The organism is Arthrobacter sp. yr096 (genome assembly GCF_900108925.1).
In the GTDB taxonomy this organism is placed as follows: domain Bacteria; phylum Actinomycetota; class Actinomycetes; order Actinomycetales; family Micrococcaceae; genus Arthrobacter.
Genome location: NZ_FNYI01000010.1, coordinates 1 through 21,119 on the forward strand (window position 1 = coordinate 1; position 21,119 = coordinate 21,119).

General features: G+C 61.7%; 19 protein-coding genes and 1 pseudogene. 6 read left to right on the forward strand and 14 right to left on the reverse strand.

The genetic code is table 11. From position 1 onward, the window contains the following. The 7 genes from pdxS to BMY91_RS19930 all read right to left on the reverse strand — a co-directional run. Positions 1-782 (reverse strand): pyridoxal 5'-phosphate synthase lyase subunit PdxS (gene pdxS / locus BMY91_RS19900; protein WP_090825293.1); only part of this gene is annotated, 782 nt, incomplete at its 3' end. A 257-nt stretch (positions 783-1,039) separates the two neighbouring features. After that, positions 1,040-1,669, reverse strand: coding sequence for a phosphatidylinositol phosphate synthase (gene pgsA / locus BMY91_RS19905; protein ID WP_090825098.1), 630 nt, complete (start codon positions 1,667-1,669; stop codon positions 1,040-1,042). Then, positions 1,659-2,252, reverse strand: a complete 594-nt coding sequence (locus tag BMY91_RS19910; protein WP_090825100.1) for an HIT family protein — start codon at positions 2,250-2,252, stop codon at positions 1,659-1,661. Before BMY91_RS19910 ends, pgsA begins: the two co-directional genes overlap by 11 nt. Before the next feature lie 19 nt (positions 2,253-2,271). Beyond that, positions 2,272-4,281: a threonine--tRNA ligase gene (gene thrS / locus BMY91_RS19915; protein ID WP_090825101.1), complete on the reverse strand. Its 2,010-nt coding sequence runs from the start codon at positions 4,279-4,281 to the stop codon at positions 2,272-2,274. Between the two features lie 132 nt (positions 4,282-4,413). Continuing rightward, positions 4,414-7,914, reverse strand: a complete 3,501-nt coding sequence (locus BMY91_RS19920) for a DNA polymerase III subunit alpha (RefSeq protein WP_090825103.1) — start codon at positions 7,912-7,914, stop codon at positions 4,414-4,416. A gap of 3 nt (positions 7,915-7,917) precedes the next feature. Further along, entirely contained in the window at positions 7,918-8,262 is a 345-nt protein-coding gene (locus tag BMY91_RS19925; protein ID WP_090825105.1) for a DUF6504 family protein, read from the reverse strand. 82 nt (positions 8,263-8,344) lie between these two features. Further along, the gene (locus BMY91_RS19930) at positions 8,345-9,412 is read right to left on the reverse strand and encodes an FAD-dependent monooxygenase (RefSeq protein ID WP_177179971.1); all 1,068 of its coding nucleotides are present in this window, start codon (positions 9,410-9,412) and stop codon (positions 8,345-8,347) included. Between the two features lie 58 nt (positions 9,413-9,470). On the opposite strand from BMY91_RS19930, the gene BMY91_RS19935 reads away from it, so the two are divergent. Both BMY91_RS19935 and BMY91_RS19940 read left to right on the forward strand, forming a co-directional pair. Further along, entirely contained in the window at positions 9,471-10,007 is a 537-nt protein-coding gene (locus BMY91_RS19935) for a TetR/AcrR family transcriptional regulator (protein ID WP_090825108.1), read from the forward strand. Positions 10,008-10,053: 46 nt separating this feature from the next. Further along, complete coding sequence (locus BMY91_RS19940; RefSeq protein WP_090825110.1) at positions 10,054-10,443, forward strand: hypothetical protein; 390 nt, start codon at positions 10,054-10,056, stop codon at positions 10,441-10,443. A gap of 1 nt (position 10,444) precedes the next feature. On the opposite strand, the gene BMY91_RS19945 is transcribed toward BMY91_RS19940, so the two are convergent. After that, positions 10,445-11,191, reverse strand: a complete 747-nt coding sequence (locus BMY91_RS19945; protein ID WP_256212851.1) for an SOS response-associated peptidase — start codon at positions 11,189-11,191, stop codon at positions 10,445-10,447. A gap of 166 nt (positions 11,192-11,357) precedes the next feature. On the opposite strand from BMY91_RS19945, the gene BMY91_RS19950 reads away from it, so the two are divergent. The 3 genes from BMY91_RS19950 (at position 11,358) to BMY91_RS19960 (ending at position 13,482) form a co-directional block, all read left to right on the forward strand. Next, complete coding sequence (locus BMY91_RS19950; protein WP_090825295.1) at positions 11,358-11,615, forward strand: mycoredoxin; 258 nt, start codon at positions 11,358-11,360, stop codon at positions 11,613-11,615. Positions 11,616-11,761: 146 nt separating this feature from the next. Further along, positions 11,762-12,847 (forward strand): S-(hydroxymethyl)mycothiol dehydrogenase, encoded by a 1,086-nt coding sequence (locus BMY91_RS19955; RefSeq protein ID WP_090825114.1) that lies wholly within the window; start codon positions 11,762-11,764, stop codon positions 12,845-12,847. Further along, a complete protein-coding gene (locus BMY91_RS19960; RefSeq protein ID WP_090825116.1) occupies positions 12,844-13,482 on the forward strand; it encodes an MBL fold metallo-hydrolase in 639 nt (212 codons plus the stop codon). Before BMY91_RS19955 ends, BMY91_RS19960 begins: the two co-directional genes overlap by 4 nt. Before the next feature lie 10 nt (positions 13,483-13,492). Here BMY91_RS19960 and BMY91_RS19965 read toward each other — a convergent pair. The 4 genes and pseudogenes from BMY91_RS19965 to BMY91_RS19980 form a co-directional block, all read right to left on the reverse strand. Continuing rightward, a pseudogene (locus BMY91_RS19965) lies at positions 13,493-15,819 on the reverse strand (FdhF/YdeP family oxidoreductase). Between the two features lie 84 nt (positions 15,820-15,903). Beyond that, entirely contained in the window at positions 15,904-16,644 is a 741-nt protein-coding gene (locus tag BMY91_RS19970; protein ID WP_090825118.1) for a lipoate--protein ligase family protein, read from the reverse strand. Then, positions 16,644-17,447, reverse strand: a complete 804-nt coding sequence (locus BMY91_RS19975) for a thioesterase family protein (protein ID WP_090825120.1) — start codon at positions 17,445-17,447, stop codon at positions 16,644-16,646. The genes BMY91_RS19970 and BMY91_RS19975 overlap by 1 nt, the downstream gene beginning before the upstream one ends. Before the next feature lie 31 nt (positions 17,448-17,478). Further along, positions 17,479-17,967, reverse strand: a complete 489-nt coding sequence (locus tag BMY91_RS19980) for a DedA family protein (RefSeq protein WP_090825121.1) — start codon at positions 17,965-17,967, stop codon at positions 17,479-17,481. Between the two features lie 78 nt (positions 17,968-18,045). Here BMY91_RS19980 and BMY91_RS19985 point away from each other — a divergent pair, with 78 nt between their 5' ends. Then, on the forward strand, positions 18,046-19,002 hold the full coding sequence (locus BMY91_RS19985) for a hypothetical protein (RefSeq protein WP_090825123.1): 957 nt from the start codon (positions 18,046-18,048) through the stop codon (positions 19,000-19,002). Here BMY91_RS19985 and BMY91_RS19990 read toward each other — a convergent pair. Further along, a complete protein-coding gene (locus BMY91_RS19990) occupies positions 18,999-20,507 on the reverse strand; it encodes an FAD-dependent oxidoreductase (RefSeq protein ID WP_090825296.1) in 1,509 nt (502 codons plus the stop codon). The genes BMY91_RS19985 and BMY91_RS19990 overlap by 4 nt on opposite strands. Positions 20,508-20,552: 45 nt before the next feature. Further along, positions 20,553-21,065: a DNA alkylation repair protein gene (locus tag BMY91_RS19995; protein WP_090825125.1), complete on the reverse strand. Its 513-nt coding sequence runs from the start codon at positions 21,063-21,065 to the stop codon at positions 20,553-20,555. Positions 21,066-21,119 lie beyond the last annotated feature (54 nt).

Here is a 21,119-nt window from a genome sequence, read left to right on the forward strand (position 1 = left end):
CGCTGGGCGGGGTTGCCGGACTTGAAGATACCGGAGCCAACGAACACGCCGTCGGCGCCGAGCTGCATCATCATCGCAGCATCAGCCGGGGTAGCAATACCGCCGGCGGTGAACAGGACCACGGGGAGCTTGCCCGTGGCGGCAACTTCCTTGACCAGCTCGTACGGGGCCTGCAGTTCCTTGGCCGCAACATACAGCTCGTCCTCGGGCAGGGCAGACAGCTTGGCGATCTCGGCACGGATCTGGCGCATGTGACCGGTGGCGTTGGAAACATCACCGGTGCCGGCCTCGCCCTTGGAACGGATCATCGCCGCGCCCTCGTTGATGCGGCGCAACGCCTCACCAAGGTTGGTGGCACCACACACGAACGGAACGGTGAAGTTCCACTTGTCGATGTGGTTGATGTAGTCGGCCGGGGTCAGGACCTCGGACTCGTCGATGTAGTCAACACCGAGGGACTGCAGAACCTGGGCCTCGACGAAGTGGCCGATGCGGGCCTTGGCCATCACCGGGATGGACACGGCGGCAATGATCGCATCGATCATGTCGGGATCGGACATGCGGGACACGCCACCCTGGGCGCGGATATCAGCCGGGACACGCTCGAGCGCCATGACGGCGACGGCACCGGCGTCCTCAGCGATGCGGGCCTGCTCGACGTTAACGACGTCCATGATGACGCCGCCCTTGAGCATCTCCGCCATGCCCCGCTTAACGCGGCTGCTGCCCGTAACGCTGTTCGCGGACGAACCGGCTTCGTTGCTTACATCTGGTGTAGACACAAAAACCCCTATGGGTAGATAAACGACCTTCTTGCCGGAGGCACGCGCAGCCACACGACCGCAATCAGCGCACACCGGATTTTCAGGTCAAGGTGACCAAGTACTAGTAATAGTAGTCGCACGTTGCAAGGTGGCAGTACATTCATTACTGCCTTTGCAGGCAACAAACGGGCCTGTCATAGGACAGCTGCACAACCGCCGGCGCGCGACTCTGGCCGGATGCCACTTCACATGGGAAGAGTTCCGCCTTTAGGCGGCTAGGCCGTGCCGGCCCCACCCGTTTCGGCCATTGCTTGTTTGTGCACGGCGGACATCCGCTGGACTATGGTCACCACGCTGGCCAGTGCCAGCAGGATCAGGGTTACCAACAACACCACGGGCGGAAGTCCAAGTCCGGTGAGCCCTGCGATCAGCAGCACGGAGGCCAACCGTTCCGCCCGTTCTGCAATCCCGACGCTGGCTTGATAGCCCAGCGACTCCGCTTTGGCCCGTGCGTAGGAAACAACCATGCCCAGGACAAGGCAAACGACGGCGGCCGTACCTATGGCGGGGTCCTCGCCCTTGGTGAAGAACCAGATGGTGAGGCCTGCGAAGATCGCCCCATCGGCCAACCGGTCCAAGGTGGAGTCGAGGAAATTACCCCAACCCCCGCTGCGACCTTGCAGGCGTGCCATGATGCCGTCAACCACGTCCGAAAAGGCGAAGAAAGCCACAACTACGGAGCCCCACCACAACTGGCCAAGGGGGTAGAGGAGCAAACCACCCAGGATCACGCCGGCCGTACCCGCAATGGTCACGGAGTCCGGTGACACACCGATCCTGAGGAGCCAACGCGCCAGAGGGGTAAAGAGTGAAGTGAAGAAGCCGCGCGCATGCCTATTGAGCATTCGACTCCCCCGGCCAGGCTTCAGCCACAAGCTTGCGGACCTCATCAAGAGTCTGCGTAATGGCCTTGGTCTGGGCGATGATGGGGAAAAAATTTCCGTCCCCGCCCCAGCGCGGTACTACATGCTGGTGGAGGTGCGCGGCGATACCGGCGCCGCCGGTGACTCCCTGGTTCATGCCCAGGTTGAAACCGCTCGGATTGGACACCTTCCGCAAGACCCGCATGGCGGTTTGCGTGAGTTCGGCGAACTCTGCTGTCTCCTCCACCGTGATGTCCGTGTAGTCAGGCACGTGGCGGTAGGGGCAGATTAAAAGGTGCCCTGGGTTGTACGGGAACAGGTTGAGGACCACGTAGCAGGTCCTCCCGCGATGGACGATCAGGGATTCCTCGTCGGTGCGGGTGGGGCCCACGCAGAACGGGCAGTCATCCTTGTTCTTGAATTGATCCTGCCCGCCCTTGATGTAAGCCATGCGGTGCGGAGTCCACAGGCGCTGAAAAGCGTCCGGAACGCCCGCGAGTCCGAAGTCATCGGTTACGTCGGCGTCACCGGGGATGCCGGCTGCCGCGCCTGTGTTCTCCTGCACCGTCTGTGTGTCCGTTCCGTCAGCTCTCGCGGTTCTTGACGGCGTCCACGATCCTACGAACCGCCTCTGCCACGGGCACGCCGTTATCCTGGCTGCCATCCCTGAACCGGAACGACACTGCACCGGCCTCGGCGTCCTCGCCTCCGGCAATCAGGACAAACGGGATCTTGTCCTTGCTCGCCGTCCGGATCTTCTTGGGGAAGCGATCCGACGAGACATCAACTTCGGCCCGGATTCCTGCGGCCTTGAGCTGGTCCACGACATCGAACATGTAGTCGTTGAACGTCTCGGCAACGGGAATGCCCACCACCTGGACGGGAGCCAGCCACGCAGGGAAGGCGCCGGCGTAGTGCTCGGTGAGGACGCCCATGAAGCGTTCAACCGAACCGAAGAGGGCCCGGTGGATCATCACCGGACGCTGGCGGGTTCCGTCTGCTGCCTGGTATTCCAGCTCAAAGCGCTCCGGCAGGTTGAAGTCCAACTGGATGGTGGACATCTGCCAGGTCCTGCCCAGGGCGTCTTTCGCTTGAACGGAGATCTTGGGACCGTAGAATGCTGCTCCACCCGGATCCGGAACCAGTTCCAGACCGGATGCTGCTGCAACTTCGGAAAGTGTGCGCGTAGCCTCTTCCCACGCCGAGTCCTCGCCAACGAACTTCTCTTCGTTCTTGGTGGAGAGCTCCAGGTAGAAGTCGTCCAGGCCGTAGTCCTTGAGAAGGCCCAGGACGAAGTTCAGCGTGGTGGTGAGCTCGTCCTTCATCTGCTCGCGCGTGCAGTAGATGTGGGCGTCGTCCTGTGTCATTCCACGCACACGGGTCAAGCCGTGGACTACGCCGGACTTCTCGTAGCGGTACACCGAACCGAATTCGAACAACCGCAGGGGAAGTTCACGGTAGGAACGCCCACGTGAGCGGAAGATCAGGTTGTGCATGGGGCAGTTCATCGGCTTCAGGTAGTAGTCCTGGGCCGGCTTGCGAACAGTGCCGTCGTCATTGAATTCCGCGTCCACCTGCATCGCAGGGAACATGCCGTCCTTGTACCAGTCAAGGTGTCCGGATACCTCGTACAGGTGGCCCTTGGTGATGTGGGGGGTGTAGACGAACTCGTACCCGGCATCCACGTGACGTTGGCGTGAGTAATCTTCCATCGCCTTGCGGATAATGCCGCCCTTGGGATGGAAAACGGGCAGGCCGGAGCCAAGCTCGTCAGGGAAGGAGAACAGGTCAAGCTCGACGCCCAGCTTGCGGTGGTCGCGACGCTCTGCCTCGGCGATGCGTTCCTGGTAGGCCTTGAGGGCTTCCTTGGTGGGCCACGCCGTTCCGTAGATGCGCTGGAGCTGCTGGTTGTTTTGGTTCCCCAGCCAGTAGGCAGCGGACGAGCGGGTCAACGCGAAGGCATTGGAGATGATCTTGGTGTTGGGCAGGTGCGGGCCACGGCAAAGATCGCACCAGACGCTCTCGCCGCTCTTCCTGTCCACATTGTCGTAGATAGTGATGTCGCCGGCGCCGACCTCAACGTTCACACCTTCCGCGGCGTCGCTTGCCTCGTTCTTCTTGCCCAGAAGTTCCAACTTGTAGGGCTCGTTGGCCATGGCTTCGCGGGCTTCTTCTTCGGTGACCACGCGGCGAACGAACTTCTGGTTCTGGTTGATGATTTTTTGCATCATCTTTTCCAGTTGGCGCAGGTCTTCCGGGGTGAACGGCTCAGCGACGTCGAAGTCGAAGTAGAAGCCGTCAGTGATGTACGGGCCGATGCCAAGCTTTGCGTCCGGACGCAACTGCTGGACGGCCTGGGCCATGACGTGGGCTGTGGAGTGGCGGAGCACGTTGAGGCCATCGGGAGATTCGATGGTGACGCCTTCGATGTCGGCATCGGCCGGCAGGACCTGGTCCAGGTCCTTCAGCACACCATTGACACGGGCTACAACGACGTCGCGGCGCTCGAAGAAGAGTTCCGCGCCGGTAGTCCCTTCCGTCACCTTGGTCTCTTCGCCATCGACGATGAGGGTGATCTGTTGGGCATCTGACACGGGTGTCTCCTATTCATAGTTAAAGGCTTCATAGCTTGTGGCGTACGGGGACCACAGCCAGCCACCGTCAATCGTATCTGCTTCGGCGAGGGCGGCCAAAGCAGCGCGCCGATCCTGGATTGAGCCGCTGGTTCAGCTTCCCAGGCCCGTGATGGCGAGGTTCCTGGAGATGCCATGCAGTGGTCCTTGGTGCGTGTATTCAGCAGGCATTCCACCTCCAGCAGGCAGGAGGTCTGTGTATGGCAACGTTTCCGGCTGGCCGAGGTCCCAGGCTTTGCTGGCGCTCAGGCTGATTCCCTTGGGGCCCGTCCTTCTGGTGGTGCCACGAATCAACAGCAGGCGTGTACCGAACAGCAAAGGACCTGACTCTTCCTGGGCTTCATGGAAAAAGACGGAATCTACGCAGCCGGTACCGTCATCGATGCTGATGAAGACCACGCGCCTTCCTCCACGCATGGGCGGGGTTTGGGTTGCGATCCGAACCCCGGCCACCAGGACTTCAGTCCCGTTGCGCAAACCCAGCAGCTTGTCAGCAGTGGTGACCCCCAGCTTGTCCAGGAGGGGCCGGTGGCTGTCCATGAGGTGCTGGCTGACATCCACGGCCATGAGGTCAAGCTCGGCCCTGACGTTCTCCACCATGGATGGTTCGGGAAGTTCAGGAGCCAGATTCCGCAGCTCCACATCACCCAGAGCGAACGACAACTGTCCTTCGATGACATCCGTGGGCTTCCTTGCAGGACTGCTTTGGAGCGCCTGCAGGTGTTGCACGAGGTCTGCCCGGTTCGCTTTCCCCCCGGAATCTTTGTGCAGGGAATCAAAGGCGCCCAGTTGAGCAAGCCTTTTGATGTTCGGTTTGCTGACTCTCCCCCGCGCCCGGAGGTCAGCCAAGGAATCGAAGGGTTGCCCTGCCACGATTCTCTTGAGTTCTGCCCCCGAAAGCCCATAGATCCCAGTGAGGCTCAGCCGGATGCCAAGCTTGCCTCGATCTGGCCCGTCCTGGATCCTTTCCACTCTGTACTGGGCATGGCTCCTGTTGATGTCCAACGGCAGGATGGGGATTCCCAACCGCCGCGCTTCTGCCACCAACAGCCGTTTGGGATACATGCCGGGATCGTGTTCCCAAAGTCCGGCGAGAAAGGCTTCCGGGTGGTGGGTTTTCAGCCAGGCCGATTGATAGGTGGGCACCGCGAACGCGGCTCCGTGGGCTTTGCAAAAACCAAAGCTGCCAAAGGCCTTCAAGGTCCCCCATACTTTGTCCACAACCTCGGGAGAGTATTTCTTGATGGCTTCACGCCGGAAGTAGGTCTCCACTCCCGGTTCATGGATTTCGTCCCCTAATGCCCTGCGAAACTCATCCGCCCTTGCCAATCCGCAGCCGGTCATCACGTGGAATGTCTTCAGAATCTGCTCGTGGAAAACCGTAACCCCGTGGGTTTCCTGCAAAACCGGCTTCAAATCCGGATGAGGGTAGATTTCCGGCGCGAAACCGTGCCTGTGTTCCAGGAAGGGACGGACCATGTCCGACTTCATGGGCCCGGGACGGAACAGGGAGATATCGATGATGAGGTCATTAAATTCACGCGGAGCCATCTTCCCGATGAGCTCACGCTGACCCGGGGACTCAATCTGGAAGCAGCCAAGGGTATGGGTGCTCCGGATCAACTCATAGGTAGGTTCGTCATCAAAGGGCACGGCATTAAGATCGATCCTGCCGTCAGCAGCTATATAATCCGGCCCCTTTCCACCCGGCTCAACCGGGTGCTTTCCTGCGGCAACCACTTCAGCTTTTGAAGGATGGAGGCGAATGACTTCACGTACCGCAAAGGCCATGGCACTTTGCATCCGTACGCCAAGGACATCAAGTTTGAGCATTCCCATGGGATCCATGTCGTGTTTGTCGAACTGGCTCATGGGCAACCCCAGCCCGCTCGGTTGAACGGGAGTACGGTCCAAGAGCGTTGCATCCCCCAGGATCACGCCACAGGGGTGCATCGAAATGTGCCGGGGAAGACGATCCAGCCTCTCTGTAAGGTCTACCAACAGGTCAAGTTGCTGGTTTTCCTCCAGGCCTCCTCGTTCAACGCGTCCGGCAAAATCACGGAGCTCGGGCTTCTCCACCAGGGCTTCACGGAACTTGCGCGCAGAGAACCGCCACAATTGCTTGGCAATATCGCTGACTTCGCCCTCATCCATGCCCAGGGCCATTCCCGCATCCCGGACTGCGCCTCGCGCCCTGTACCCGTTTTGCATGCTCATCAGGGTGACACGCTGGGCTCCAAACCGGTCAAAAATCTCGCGGTACACGTTGTGCCGTTCCGCAGATTCGACGTCAAGGTCGATGTCAGGAAGGGTTGAGCGGCGTCCCGACAGGAAACGTTCAAAGATGAGATCGTGGCGGATTGGATCCACCTGGCTGATCTCGATCAGGTAGTTGACCAGGCTGGATGCCCCTGATCCCCGGGCAGCTACTCTGACACCCATTTCCAGGATCATTCGGGAAACCTCAGCCACCGTCAGGAAGTAGGAGGCAAAGCCGAGCCTGCCGATGATCCCAAGCTCATGCACCAACCGCGAGCGCATTTGCTTCTCTGTTTCCCCGGAGATGCTTGGGAAGCGTTTGGTGATTCCGGCTTCGCAGCGCTGGGTAAGTTCAATCATGGGGTCGCAGTCGATGCCAAGGATGGAGGCTTCGGGTACTACTGGTTTTTTCCATCCCATGTCCAGGACTGGATCCATGCGGCATTTGTCGGCGAGCGCTTCAGTGTTGGCGAGGAGTTTGTTGAGGTCGGCTTTCCCTTGGCCTGCTGCGTTCATGATTTCTTTGCCGAGTTGAAGCATCTGGTGGGCGTTCTTCAGCCAACCCTGTCCTGTTGGCTGCAGCATGGGTGCTGTGGAGAGTTCCGGGAGGGACTTCAGCGTCCGCGCCGAGTCCAGGACGTCTGCGGTTGCTGCGCCGTCCTGGGCGCAATAGCGGACTGCGTTGCTGAGGATGGCCGGGATGTTGTATTCAAGGGCGAGCTTGAGCATCCGTACTGCGTGGGCGGTGCTGAGGGGTTCGCCTGGTGCGCTGAGGTGGGTCACCGTTTCGGCCACGAGGGTTCCTGGCGGCATGGCGTCTATCCATTGTTTGAAGAGGGTTCTGGGCCGGAGGTATTTGCGGCCTCCCATGGCCCGGCCGACGTCAGAGTCCGGTCCGAGCAGAACCGTCAGGACGGGCTTGAGGGTTGTGGGATCGAGGGTTCTTGAGGCGAGCTCTCCTCTGGTTACGGCAACGGGGACTGCTCCCCCGGCTTTTCCAGAGGTTCGTGCGTGAGCGTCCGAGACGAGGCGGCAGAGCGCCCTGTAGCCGGCTCCGTTGTTGTTTCCGTGGGCGAGGACGACGACGCGGCCCGCGACGTGGGTGCGGTGGTCGCCGTCGTCGTCAAACACTGCAAGGTCTACCCCGGCGATGGGGTCGATACCTGCGTCCATGCAGGCTTTGAGGTGTTTGACGGTGCCGTAAAGGCCGTCCCGGTCTGTGCAGGCGAGCGCTGTGGCGCCGTCAGCTGCGGCGGTTTGGGCGAGTTCCTCTGGCCAGGAGACACCGTAGTGCGCACTGAAGGCAGTGGAAACGTGCAGGTGGGTGAAGCTCAAGGTTCACGCTGCTTCGTCGGGTTCTACGGCATGCGCCGGCGCGGCGGCGTGGATGCGAAGGAGGCGCCATCGTCCGCTGCCTACGTGCCTGACGAGGTCAAGGGTGATGGCCTGGGTGGCAGGTGTTTGCTCTTGCTGGGGTTCAAGCTGTACCCGCCAGATCTCGTGGTCTACCAGTCCCGCTCCACTGCCCAGGGGGGCGCGGCTTTCTTCGATCCACCATTGGCGGCGTTCATACCATCGGACAGGTTCATTGATGACTGTGCAGGGGTGCCCTTTCCAGTGGACTGTCCGTGGCTGGCCCAGGTCAGTACAGTCGACGTCCACGGACTCGCTGAACAGCCCCATTTCCACACCTCTTCACGCCGGATAACCCTTATTCGAAAGTATGTTCGAATAGTTCGAGTTTACGCCGACGCCCCGGCAAAACCTACTTCGAAGGTTGAACACCCTCCTGGGCTTTCTCCCGGCGCTTCGATACCCGCCTGCCTGCCTGGGTCAGCAAGGCATCCCTCCATGGCTGCATGCCTTGCGCGAGCGCTATGGTCCCCATCAGCGATGAAGCTACCCTCAGTTGCTGGGTGCGGCGTAGGCGTTTCCTGCCATATGCTGCGAGCGCATCCTCCATGGGCAACGTGTTGAGCAGTCCACCCAGGGTCACGGCATCTACCAGCGCTTCACAGGCGCCGCGTCCAAGATTTGGGGTCATGGCATGTGCCGCATCTCCTACCAACACCACATTGCCCCGTGCGTAGCGGCGCAGCGGTGGGGTGGTCCAGATGCGCTGGGCGAGCGATGTTTCCGGGGAAGCCGCAGCGAGTACCTTCCGCACAGCAGGGGAATAGTGCGCGTATCGGGCCCGCGTCACGTCCAGCGCTTCGGTGACATCCACCTTGTCCGGACCAAGATCGGAACGGAATGATGCGTACCAGTTACTTCCACCCCCGGCAGGCGCCAAACCGAAGATCTCTCCCCGTCCCCAGTATTCGCCGATGTCATGAGTCGAGGGTGTTCCCGGAACTACTCCGCGGACCGCAAGAAAGGGGGTTGCGCGGGCAGCACTGATTTCACCCCAGCAGCGCCTGCGGACGACGCTGTTGACTCCATCTGCACCCACCGTAAGCCAGGTGTCGCTGGGGAGGTGATCCACTCTTTGCGCCACCCGGGTCGCCGTTTCCGGCACTGCAGAATCCAGAAGCCTCAGCAGTTCAGGCCGGGATATCCCCATGAGCCCTTCCCCCTCCATGGACAGCATAGGAACTCCTGATGGAGCCCGCAGGGCGCCGGTTTTGATAATGGCTCCCCTGCTCCGCGCTGCTCCGAGTATCCCCAGTTCGGCCAAGGCATCCTGGGCCTTGGACCACATTGCCAGCGTGGTTCCCACGGTGGGGAGTTGGGGCCTTTGCTCGTACACCGTGACGTCAAACGTGCCGGGATCGAGCCTGGCCGCGAGTGCCAGCCCGGCTATTCCGCCGCCAATGATCTCCACTTTTTTCATGCCCACACTGTACTACTACATTTGTAGTGTTGATAGGGGGTGAAGCTAGACTTCCCCCATGCATGACCGCCGAACCCACCTTGCCGACGCTGCGATTGCGGTGGTCGCCACCCAAGGACTCAAGGGGCTCACCCATCGTGCCGTCGATGCCCAGGCCGGTGTCGCCGTCGGAACTACCTCCAATTACTTCCGCAGCCGTGCCGCGTTGGTGAGCGCCGCCGTCGATCGCGTTGAAGAACTGGACCGCCTCCTGCTGCAGCAGGGACAGTTTGAATTTCCGACGTCGGCAGCATCCTTGGCGGAGCAACTCGCCGGAGCCGTCATAGGGCTCGCGCATGAAAACGCTGAGTTGACCCGGGCACGCTTCGTTTTGGCTCTGGACCAGCCCGAGGTAGTCGCCGCAGGGCACGAGCGCTTGGTATCGGCATTGGCGCAACTTCTCCAAGGCATGGGGATGCCCGAAGCACGGACCCGCGCGGAAGCAGTGTCCGACTACAGCGACGGGCTTGCCCTGCATCTGCTCACCGCCCGCAAGGGGCAGGGCATCGACACCGCAGCCGTGGCACGCAGCATCCAGCGTCTCCTGGAAGGATGACAGCCCAGGGGTGGACGGCAGCGGGTCCACAGAGCAGGATTGTGGCATGAGCACCAATGACGCACTCCTGAAGCAGGTCAACATCTCCGCCGCAGACGACAACCTTGTGGCAGTCTTCGAAATTGACGGCAACATCCCAGGCTCCGGCGCTTACGTCGTGGGCCTTGTTGCTGCCAGCGAAGATTATTCCTCACAGCGCAGGCTCGGTATTGAGTTCATGAATGGTGAGGCGATCTCGTTCTACTCCTTCAACCATTCCCTCAGTGCAGAGGAAAACTACGACATCAAAGGCGTGGAACACTCCGGCAACGTCATCACCGGCAACTTCCCGATGTCGGCAATCCACGGGCTGAGCAAAGGCCACGTCATGACAGCCTTCAGTGAGGCGGACGGCCGCGACTTCCAGTCCGGCGTGCCGGTGAACGAGGCTCTCTAAGCTAGAAGAGACCCTCCACCGGTTCAATGAGTTCCGGGGAGTTGTTCCGGACATTTCCGACCGCGGCACCCACCGCGTCCAGTGTCCAATCGCCAGCGGCATGGTGCGCCCCGGAGCGGACCAGTTCCACCAGGCCCTCAGCGTCCTTCTCCCGCGGATCCAACCACGCTTCCATTGTCTCTGTGCTCATGGGCAAGGGAACACGATCGTGGAGGGCAGTGAGTTCGTCAAACACTGAGGCACTGCGCCGGGTCCGGGCTGACTCAGCAGTTGGCGTGTCGGCAGTGAGGATGGACATGGACAGCAGCCAACGTCCTGGAACGTCAGGGGAAGCAGCCTGGTCCCGCCACCATTCATACAAACCGGCGAACACCAATCCGTGACCATCCCCCGGGTGCACGTAGTACGGTTGTTTGCTCTTGCCCTCGCCCTTCTTCCACTCGTAATACCCATCCGCAGGAACAGCGCACCGGCGGGCTACCGCGGCCTTCTTGAAGGATGGCTTCTCCAACAGCGTCTCGCTGCGGGCGTTGATCAGCCGCGCACCGCCCTTCGGATCCTTGGCCCATGACGGCACCAACCCCCATTTAGCCACATGGAGTTGCCGTTTCACCTCGTCATCCACCAGCCGCTCCAACACGATGGGAACCGCGTCGGTCGGCGCTACGTTCCACGACTTCTCGAGGGCAATCTCGTTCTCAAGTTCGGCATCGAAGTCGGCGAGCAGGTCACCCACCGCACGGGCCATTACATATCGTCCACACATGCGAACAGTCTGCCCGTTCCCAGGTCAACGCACCAGCGCGGAAGTGACGTAACCCGGCTACGCAGCCGAACGGGAATTATTCGGCACCGGGTTACCGTTGATAGGAACGAACCACCCCGTGAAAACGACCAATACTGAGGAGAGCTCTGTGGATTTCACTCCCGACTCCGGCACCATCACCATGTTCTCGACCACCTGGTGCGGCTACTGCAACCGTCTGAAGAAGCAGTTGGACGCCAAGGGCATCGGCTACACCGAGATCAACATCGAAGAAGTAGATGGCACCGCCGAACTCGTCGAGAAGCTCAACGGAGGCAACCGCACCGTTCCTACCGTTCTTTTCCCGGACGGCACCGCGGCCACCAACCCCTCCGCTTCCGAGGTCGAAAGCCGCCTCGCCGCATAAGGCCCTGTTAGCCGGCTTCATGCCCGGGGTCCGCACGGAACAATCCACGCACTGTCTGCCACCTGTGATAGACAGAATGGAATCCGTAGCGGGCCCTGTTGCATTTTAATCGGGCCGCTCCCCGCGATCCCGAAGGGAAGCTCTCCATGGTCCACGCAGTCAAAGGTGTCGTCGTTCGCTCCAAAGGCGCACCGGCAACCCTCGAAACCATCCTGGTTCCCGAACCCGGCCCCGGCGAAGCACTGGTGGACATCCTCACCAGCGGGGTCTGCCACACCGACCTCCACTACAAACTCGGTGGCATCAGCGACGACTTCCCGTTCCTCCTGGGACACGAAGCAACCGGCGTGGTCAGCGCAGTGGGCCCCGACGTCACGGACGTCGCACCCGGAGACCGCGTGGTACTCAACTGGCGCGCCGTCTGTGGCAACTGCCGGGCGTGCAACCGCGGCCAGGCCCAGTACTGCTTCAACACCCACAACGCCACCCAGAAAATGACCCTCGAGGACGGCACCGAACTCTCGCCTGCCCTGGGCATCGGCGCCTTTATCGAGAAGACTCTGGTGGCCGCCGGGCAATGCACCAAGGTAGACCCCGACGCCGATGCCGCCGCAGTCGGCCTGCTCGGCTGCGGCGTCATGGCAGGCTTGGGCGCCGCCCTCAACACCGGCGGCGTCAAGCGCGGCGACTCCGTAGCCGTCATCGGCTGCGGTGGCGTTGGTGTGGCAGCCATCGCGGGCGCCGCGCTCGCAGGCGCCACCACCATCATCGCTGTGGACATCGACGCCAAGAAGCTCGAACGCGCCAAGGAGCTCGGCGCAACCCACACCGTGGACTCGTCCTCTGGCGACCCCGTCGAGGCGATCCGTGCACTCACCGGTGGCTTCGGAGCAGACGTGGTGATTGACGCCGTCGGACGTCCCGAAACGTACAAGCAGGCCTTCTACGCCCGCGACCTCGCCGGAACCGTGGTCCTGGTAGGCGTCCCCACACCGGAAATGACACTGGAACTGCCGCTGCTGGACGTTTTTGGCCGTGGCGGATCACTCAAGTCATCCTGGTACGGCGACTGCCTGCCCTCCCGGGACTTCCCCATGCTGGTGGACCTGTACAAGCAAGGCAAGCTGGATCTGGACGCCTTCGTGACGGAGCGCATCACCATCAACCAGGTGGAAGAAGCGTTCGACAAAATGCACCACGGTGCCGTACTGCGATCGGTGGTTGAGCTGTGAGCGCCGGCAACGTCACCATCGATCGCGTAGTCACCTCCGGGACGTTCTCCCTCGACGGCGGAACCTGGGACGTGGACAACAACGTCTGGATCATCGGCGACGATTCCGAGTGCATCGTCATAGACCCCGCCCACAACCCCGAAGCAATTCGCCAGGCTGTGGGCGAGCGAACGGTCAAAGCCATCCTGCTCACGCACGGTCATGACGACCACATCAGTTCCGCCGGCGCGTTCTGGGAACTCGTCAAAGCCCCCATCCACCTGCACCAGGACGACTGGATGCTGTGGCGCACGGTGTTTCCCGAGATAGATCCGGACGTTGCCATCATGGATGGTGATGAGTTCACAGTCGCCGGGTCAACGTTGAAGGCCCTCCACACCCCCGGGCATTCGCCAGGCTCAGTGTCCTTCCACCTGGCCAGCGAAGCGACGCTGTTCAGCGGGGACACCCTCTTCCAAGGAGGACCCGGCGCGACCGGCCGTTCCTACAGCGACTTCCCCACCATCATCGACTCCATCCGGACCAGGCTTTTCCCTCTGCCGGAGGCGACCGTGGTCCGCACCGGGCACGGGGACTCCACCACCATCGGCGCGGAGAAGCCGCACCTGGACGAATGGATTGCGCGCGGCCACTAGGCCGGCCTCGTCATTGTCGTCGGCTGGCTGCCGTCTCGAATTTCGGGGCGGCAGCCGGCTCAAGCCGAATAATTATCGACTTCGAAGCTGGGGTGTTGCTGTCCTCCGCCGTCGAATCCAGGGGCACCAAAACATTCGCTTCCGGATAGTACGCAGCGGCACACCCCTTGGCTGTGGGGTACGACACCAAACGCAACTGGGGCAGCACGCGGTCCACGCCGTCGTCGGCCTCACTGTGGACGTCCACGTATTCCCCGTCCTTGCAGCCCAGTTCCGCCAGGTCCGCCGGATTGACCAACAACACCATTCGCCCCTTCTTGATACCCCGGTAACGATCGTTCATGGAATACGTGGTGGTATTGAACTGATCATGGGACCGGATGGTCTGCAAAAGAAGCCTGCCCTCGGGCACGTGAAGGGTCTCCAGCTCATTGACAGAGAACATGGCCTTGCCCGTGGCTGTGGGGAAGGTCCGGCTGTCCCTGGGTCCGTGGGGCAACACAAATCCGTCCTTTTCGCGGATACGGACATTGAAGTCCTCGAACCCGGGCACCACGTGGGAGATATGGTCCCTGATGGCGTCGTAATCCGAGCGGAGGCCCGCCCAGTCCACGGGCACGGTGCGGCCCAGGACAGCTTGGGCAAGGCCGTCACAATGGCCACCTCGGACAAGACCCCCGGGGCGATCGGTTCCAACGGCCCGGCCGAGCGGTGCACGGCGCAGACGGTGTCTTCCACCGTGACAAACTGCTCCACCCCGTCTTGCCTGTCGATCTCGGTGCGGCCCAGTGCAGGCAAGATCAACGCCTGCTCACCCACCACCACGTGCGAGCGATTCAATTTGGTGGAAATCTGGACAGACAGGCGGGTCCGTCGGACCGCAGACTCAGCCACAGCTGTATCCGAAATCGCATGGACAAGGTTGCCGCCCAGAGCCACCAACACTTTGACCCTGCCATCCCGCATTCCGCGGATACTGTCCACGGCATCGAGGCCGGGGTTGCGAGGCGGATCAAAGCCGAACTCCCGCTGGATTGCGTCCAGGAACCGGGGTGGCATCTTTTCCCAGATCCCCATGGTCCGGTCACCCTGAACGTTGCTGTGTCCACGGATTGGTGACGGACCAGCCCCAGGCTTACCAATGTTCCCGCGCAGCAGGAGCAAGTTGATGATCTCCTTGATGGTTGGGACGGCCTTCTTGTGCTGTGTGAGCCCCATGGCCCAGGTGATGATGACCTTGTCAGCACGGAGATATCTTTCAGCAAGCTCATCGATGTCGCGGTTCGTCAGGCCCGTGGCTTCGAGGACATCATGCTCGTTGAGTGTGGCCAGGTGTGCGGCGAAACCAACGAATCCCTGGCAATGCTGGTCAATAAATTCGCGGTCCAGGATCGTACCTGGCGCCGCACTTTCGGCATCGAGGACGCGTTTGGAGAGAGCCTGCAGGAGTGCCATGTCCCCGGCGAGGCGGATCTGAAGGAACTGGTCCGCAAGGTCTGTGCCCCGGCCAATCAAACCTCGCGGTTTCTGCGGATTCCTGAAGTTGATCAGGCCCGCTTCAGGGAGGGGATTCACGGCAACTATCGCCGCCCCTGCCAACTTGGCCTCTTCAAGGGCTGTGAGCATTCGTGGATGGCAGGTACCAGGGTTCTGGCCCATGATGATGATCAGATCAGCTGCGGCGAAGTCAGTGTAGGTGATGGCCGATTTACCGACGCCAATGGTTTCACCCATGGCAACGCCCGTGGACTCATGGCACATATTGGAACAATCGGGAAGATTGTTTGTCCCGGAGGCCCGCACAAAGAGCTGATAAAGGAAAGCTGCCTCGTTGCTGGTCCGGCCGCTGGTATAGAAAGTTGCCTGGTCCGGGGCGTCGAGTGCGTGTAATTCCTTAGCGATGATCTCAAACGCCTGGTCCCAACGGACAGGTTCGTAACTGTCCGAACCTGCTGCTTTGTAGACGGGTTCCACCAGCCTGCCCTGCTGTCCCAGCCAGTACTCAGACCGGTGCTCCAGCGATGCCAGGGTGTTCTCAGCCCAGAAGCGCGTGGGGATCCTTAAGGGTTCCGCTTCCCAGCCGATCGCCTTGGCGCCGTTCTCGCAAAACTCGGCCACTTTGCGTTCCGGTGGGTCGGGCCAGGCACAACTCATACAGTCGAAGCCGTCCTTTTGATTGACGGCCCTCAGCGTTTTCCACGCCCGCGAAGGACCCATGTACGCCATGGCATGCGGGAGTGTTTCAGTCAGGCTGGGTAGACCCGCGGCGGATTTTTCTGGCGGACTGACACTGAGGTCTACGTCCGAATCCTCCACTGGATCCCTTTTCCGGCCCATGATGACACCGCGATTCGCGTGATGAGGTAGCTGATTCCTTCAGACTAGCCCCAGCAAGTTGGCCGCTCAAAGGAGCTGCGGCCACTAGGCCATAAGACTGCGGAAGTCGCCGTCGAGCACGTCTGCGTAGCCGCGGTAGGCCTCAATCACGGCATCCTCCACCGTCTTTACGTCAAGATGCGGCAGCAAGTCATTTGCCGCGCCGGCAGTTGCAGGGTCCCAGTCCAAGCCCAGGGCTGCATAACTCGCTGTAAGGACCTCACGGATGGGCTTGGAGTTCTCCACGACGATCACCGAACTGAACAGCCAACCACCTGACACCACCCGCTGGGCGGTGCCAATGAGTTTGATCCGGTGGGCTGGAAAGTCCGGATCCTCGCCATGAACGCTGAACTCGCCAGGGCAGTACTCCCCCGGAATCTCACCAACTGCAGCGTGGACGCCGACGCTGCGAAGCGCCCCAGCCAGCAGCTCTCCGAACTCCGAGAACCGGGCTTTGGCCCGAACGATCGCATCGGGATGCGGTTCTACATGGTCGATGACCAGCGAGCCCTGGTGGTAGGCAGCTGCCCGCCCTCCTGCCTTGCGGACCAGAGGCTGAAACCCCAAGTCGCTGCACGCGAGCTCGGCAGCGCCAAAGCCCGGCAGATTGGCATCGCGCTGACCGAAAGCTACGGTCGGCTTCGGGCGGTAAAGACGAAGCGATGGACCCAGCTCCCCGCTGCGGGCGCGTTTCAAAAGCTCCAGGGCGAAGTCAAGGTCCTCCGCCGCGCCCATCGATTCGTGCTGACGGTATGCCGTGAGGCTTGTTCGCTCCCCCGCCATCAGCTCTTCCTCAAAGTCAGGATCTGCTCTGCCCTGCCGAACGGTCCGTTGATGTCATGGAGCACCGTGGACGTCAACCCAATGCCGTCGGCCCCAAAGGAAACCTTGTTGTCCAGGCCCAACCATTCTCCGGCCGGAGCACGGTACATATGGATCTGCAGATCCACGTTCGGGAAGATGTAGCTGTTCTCGCCCGGAGGAACGCGGGCCGCAATCCCGTTGGCGGTGTCCACCAACCCCATCAACCGTGCCAGCTCCGTGCTGTCTGCCTGATCCGTCAAAGGGTGCGAAGTCCGGATCCATACCCTGCCGGATCCAGGACGGTGGCCTTCGGCCAAGCGCATCTCCAAGGAACGGATGTAGCCGCCGGGCCAAACGCTGGCGCCGTCCCAGGGCTTGCATTCGTCAGGGGCGGGCATGGCCTCATCTTCAATTGCAGCCACCGCACTGGTGTCGCTGGTGATCATGCGCCACGCGGCGGCGCGAATGGCCACGCGGCCGTTCGCCGAAAGTTCCGCCTGGATCAATTCAATGGTCCGGCCCGGCCTCAACGTTGAGGTGCTGACCTGGAACTCGCCGCCGGGGATCAGCCCGAGGATTTCATAGCTGATCCGCGCCAGGCGAACATCGTCCCGTGGCTCGTGACGTACCAAGGCATCGGCGATGATGCCCGAGGCCGGAGCCATATGTTGTTCGTGGGGATTCCACGCACCCTGGGCGTGGATCGTGGACCGGTAGCGGCCCTCGCCCAGCGATTGGTAGTAAAAGCCGCCGTCCGCCAGTTCCGGTAATGCAGTAGTCAACCCGAGCCTTTCGCCGATCCAGCAGTAGAACTCAGACCACTGTATCCGCTGATTTGGCTGCTGCCCGACGCCGGCGAATCACGACCACCCAGACAACCAAGGCCGCCAACACGGCGGCGCCCAGTCCCGCTCCTACAGGCGACGCCGCTGCTACCGCCAGCCAGGCTTCCAGGGCGGCAAGGCCAATAGTCGCGTAGAGCAGGGCCCAGATTACCGAACCAGTGATCGCGGCGGGGAGGTATCGCCTGAGGGGCATGCGGGCGGCACCTGCTGCAAGGTTAATGGCCGTTTGAAGGCCGATGGTCAGGAAGGAAAGCACTACGGCGTACGGTCCCCAGCGCTGTATCAGGGCCTGGGCACGGGCTGCTTTGGGACCCTGGAGGGAACTGCCGAATCGGGTGTGCGAAAAACCTGTCACGGCTCCCCGCCCTATCCAGTAGGTGGCGTTGACGCGGATCATGACGATAGCGAAGAGCGCCGCGAGGGCGACGCCGAAGGGCAAGCTCATGATCTGGTCCACTGACTTAGGCTACCCTAAGCAGCTGGGTGTTGCGGACGGGTCAGCGTAGCCGGCGTGATGAAACCCTAGGATGATTCCATGGACCTCCGCGACGCAGCCCAGGAGCTATACGCCGTGTTACCTCGCGATTTCACGGCCGAGCGTACGGCTCTGGCCCGCAAGGCCAAAGACGACGGTGACAAGGATCTGGCGAAGCAGGTTGGCGCCCTCCCCAAGCCAACCGCCGGCGCCTGGGCCGTCAACATGCTCGCCGTGCACAAGCCCGAGGTGATTGACGGCGTCGTGCGCTTTGGCGTTTCCCTCAGAGCCGCCCAGGAAGCGGCCGACGCTGCGGCCTTTCGCGATCTTGGACAGCAGCGCCAAAGCCAACTGGCATCGGCTGTGCATGCTGCCAAGGACCTGGCCGGTGAGCTCGGAGCACCTTTGAGCGCCGCCGCTGCAGCGGACGTCGAGCAAACCATGAGGGCGGCGATGGCTGATGCTGGCGCCGGTGCCGCGGTGACAACCGGCCGCTTGGTGCGGGGACTCAGTGGCAGCGGCTTCGAGTCTGTGGACCTCACGGGTGCGGTGGCCGCGGCGGGCCCTGAGGACCACACTGGCTCGCAGGTCACCGCGAAAAGTGAGGCCAAGCCAACCATGAAACAGCCGTCCTCAGCCAAGGAACCGCCCGCTGCCAAGAAGAAGGAACCGAAGGAAGAAGCCACTTCACTGGCGGATCGGCGCGCTGCCAAGCAACAGGCAGCGCTGGAAGAGGCCCGCAGCCACTTCGAGGCAGCTGACAAGGAGGCCCAAAACGCCGAAGAAACGGCGGCCAAGGCCTGGGACGTGGTCAACGAGTTGGCCGATCGCCGCGAGAAGCTCAATGCCGGGATCCAGGAAGCACGGAACCGTTTGGCATCGTTGGAGGCGGAACTGATCGGCGTCACCAGGGACGTGGATGCGGCGGACTCCGAGAAGAAACTCGCAGTCCGGGCTGCCAGCCAGCAACGTCGTGCCGCAGACCAAGCCCTCCGCCGCGTCAACCGGCTGAGTTAGTCCTTCGTCTTGCCCACCGATTTCTGCAGGTTATGCGTCGCTGGGCCTTCAAGGTACTTGCCCTCCGGGGTAAACCTCGACCCGTGGAGGGGGCAGTCCCAGGATTTCTCGGCGTCGTTCCATCCCAGCAGGCCGCCCAAGTGGGCGCAACTGGCAGAAACCAAGCAGACTTTACCGTCAACAGTGCACACCGCGGCTGGTTCGCCCTTGTAGAGTCCTACGACGCCGGTCCCCTCTGGTGGGCGGGTTTCGTCAGTTATCTCAGGATTGCTTCTGACCCGGGCTTTGTCCTCGATCATCCGCTTGGCGGTACCGGCATTGAGCCGCACGGCCTGAAAGGCGCCTTGGGGTGACGTGACGCGGTGATGAATGGTGGTTGCCCAATCTGACTGGCCGCCCAGGATGTCTGAGGTAATGGACAGCGCGGCGGCAACTCCGTTACTCATCCCCCACTTGTTGTAGCCCGTGCCGAAGAAGATCCGGCCGTGGCCACGTGGCAGTTTGCCGAAGAACGGCATGAGGTTGGTGGCCTGGTAGTCCTGCGCGGACCAGGTATGGGTAACCTCTGCCCCGGGGTAATGGTGGCTGGCCCATCCCAGAAGGTCATCCAAGTGCTTCTTCGGTGATGTCGCACGCCCACCCGCGTGCCCGTAACCGCCCACCAGGAGCAACTCTCCCTCCGGGGTGGGATGGGTGCGCTGGGATCGGGTGGGAGCGTCAATGGAAAGGTACATGGCCTGTGGGATTTGGGTTCCGGCCTGTGGCCGGAGCGCCGCGGCGTAGGAACGGTTTGGTTCGAGCTTGGTGAAGTACAGGCCGCGGTCCAGGATGGGCGTGCCCGTGGCGAGCACCACGGTGTCAGCTGTGAAGGTGCCTTTGCGGGTGGTCACTTCCAAGGGCTTATCCGATCCCACATTCTGGACCTGGACGCCCTCAACGATCAGGCCGCCGTGCTTTCGGATGTCCATGGCCAAGGTATCCAACACCTCCATCGGGTGAAACTGCGCTTGACCTTCCAGCTCCAATGCCTCCACCACGGGGAAAGGCAGGCCTGGGTCACGGCTGAAATGCACATCCAAACCGACGTCCCTCGAAACCGCAGCTTCCTTGCGGAGCCGCTGCCCGCCGTCGTCGGTGGTTGCGAAGGTGATCGCCGTGCGGCGCTGGAACGGGACTCCTTGTTGTTCGAGGTACTGCGTCAGCCAGGCTTGGCCCGTCTTGTTGGCTTCCATGTACGCCTGCACCACCCTCAGTGCGTATTGGCCGCGCAGTGCGGAAAGGACGCCTCCTTGCAGAAGGCTCAGCTTGCCGGTGGTGTTGCCAGTGGTCACAGCACCCAGGGTGCGGGCTTCAAAGACCACCACACGCTGCCCCGAACGGGACAACAGCAATGCCGCCACGAGTCCGGTGATGCCCGCACCCACCACTATGGTGTCAAAGTGTTTTTCATCGGGAAGTGAATCGGACGTGAAGTGGGATTCGCGGTCCAGCCACAGCGATTCCATCATTCAACCTGCCTCTCAATTCACTGGCATATGTTGAGGGAAACGCTAGGCCGGTCGCTGGTGCTTATCAAGGGGTGGGGTGCCCGTGGCGAGGGCGGCGGCGCGGCGCAATTCTGCATCCGGGTCGGTCGCCCAACGCTCCAGAACGCGATCCGCACGCTCTCCCGCGGTCCCTTCGAGCCTGGCCAGCAGGGGCCGCACGACGTCTTTGGCAAGGGGTTCCACGAGTTCTCGTGTCCCGGCACTCCGGATGAAGCCCTCAATGCGGGTCAGGTCCGTGTTAACCAGAATCCCCACCTTGGTCTGCAGCAAAACAACTGCTGCGAGGCGGCGTTCATAAACCGGCTCGTCCCATAGTTCCGAGCTCAGGGCGGTGATGTCGTCGTGGCTGAGCTTTTTGTACTTTTTCAGTGCGTCCCGGATTGTTCCGCGTACTGCGCCCACGGAGGCTCCATAGACCTTCAAAGCGTCACCGAGGCGTGCACTGGCCTGATCGGCCTTCTCCCACGACGACTCACGCTGCAACGTGTAGTCCACAAAATCACCGGCTTCACTCACCTCACTATTTTGTCAGTGCCTCCCCCTAGCGTGATGCCAACAGCAAATGACAGG

Bases quoted from the DNA above. Each gene is read 5' to 3' on its own strand.
- pgsA (WP_090825098.1), bottom strand. From the start codon at position 1,669: ATGCTCAATAGGCATGCGCGCGGCTTCTTCACTTCACTCTTTACCCCT.
- BMY91_RS19935 (WP_090825108.1), top strand. From the start codon at position 9,471: ATGCATGACCGCCGAACCCACCTTGCCGACGCTGCGATTGCGGTGGTC.
- BMY91_RS19945 (WP_256212851.1), bottom strand. From the start codon at position 11,191: ATGGCCCGTGCGGTGGGTGACCTGCTCGCCGACTTCGATGCCGAACTT.
- BMY91_RS19930 (WP_177179971.1), bottom strand. From the start codon at position 9,412: ATGAAAAAAGTGGAGATCATTGGCGGCGGAATAGCCGGGCTGGCACTC.
- BMY91_RS19985 (WP_090825123.1), top strand. From the start codon at position 18,046: ATGGACCTCCGCGACGCAGCCCAGGAGCTATACGCCGTGTTACCTCGC.
- BMY91_RS19955 (WP_090825114.1), top strand. From the start codon at position 11,762: ATGGTCCACGCAGTCAAAGGTGTCGTCGTTCGCTCCAAAGGCGCACCG.
- BMY91_RS19970 (WP_090825118.1), bottom strand. From the start codon at position 16,644: ATGGCGGGGGAGCGAACAAGCCTCACGGCATACCGTCAGCACGAATCG.
- BMY91_RS19940 (WP_090825110.1), top strand. From the start codon at position 10,054: ATGAGCACCAATGACGCACTCCTGAAGCAGGTCAACATCTCCGCCGCA.
- BMY91_RS19925 (WP_090825105.1), bottom strand. From the start codon at position 8,262: ATGGGGCTGTTCAGCGAGTCCGTGGACGTCGACTGTACTGACCTGGGC.
- BMY91_RS19990 (WP_090825296.1), bottom strand. From the start codon at position 20,507: ATGGAATCGCTGTGGCTGGACCGCGAATCCCACTTCACGTCCGATTCA.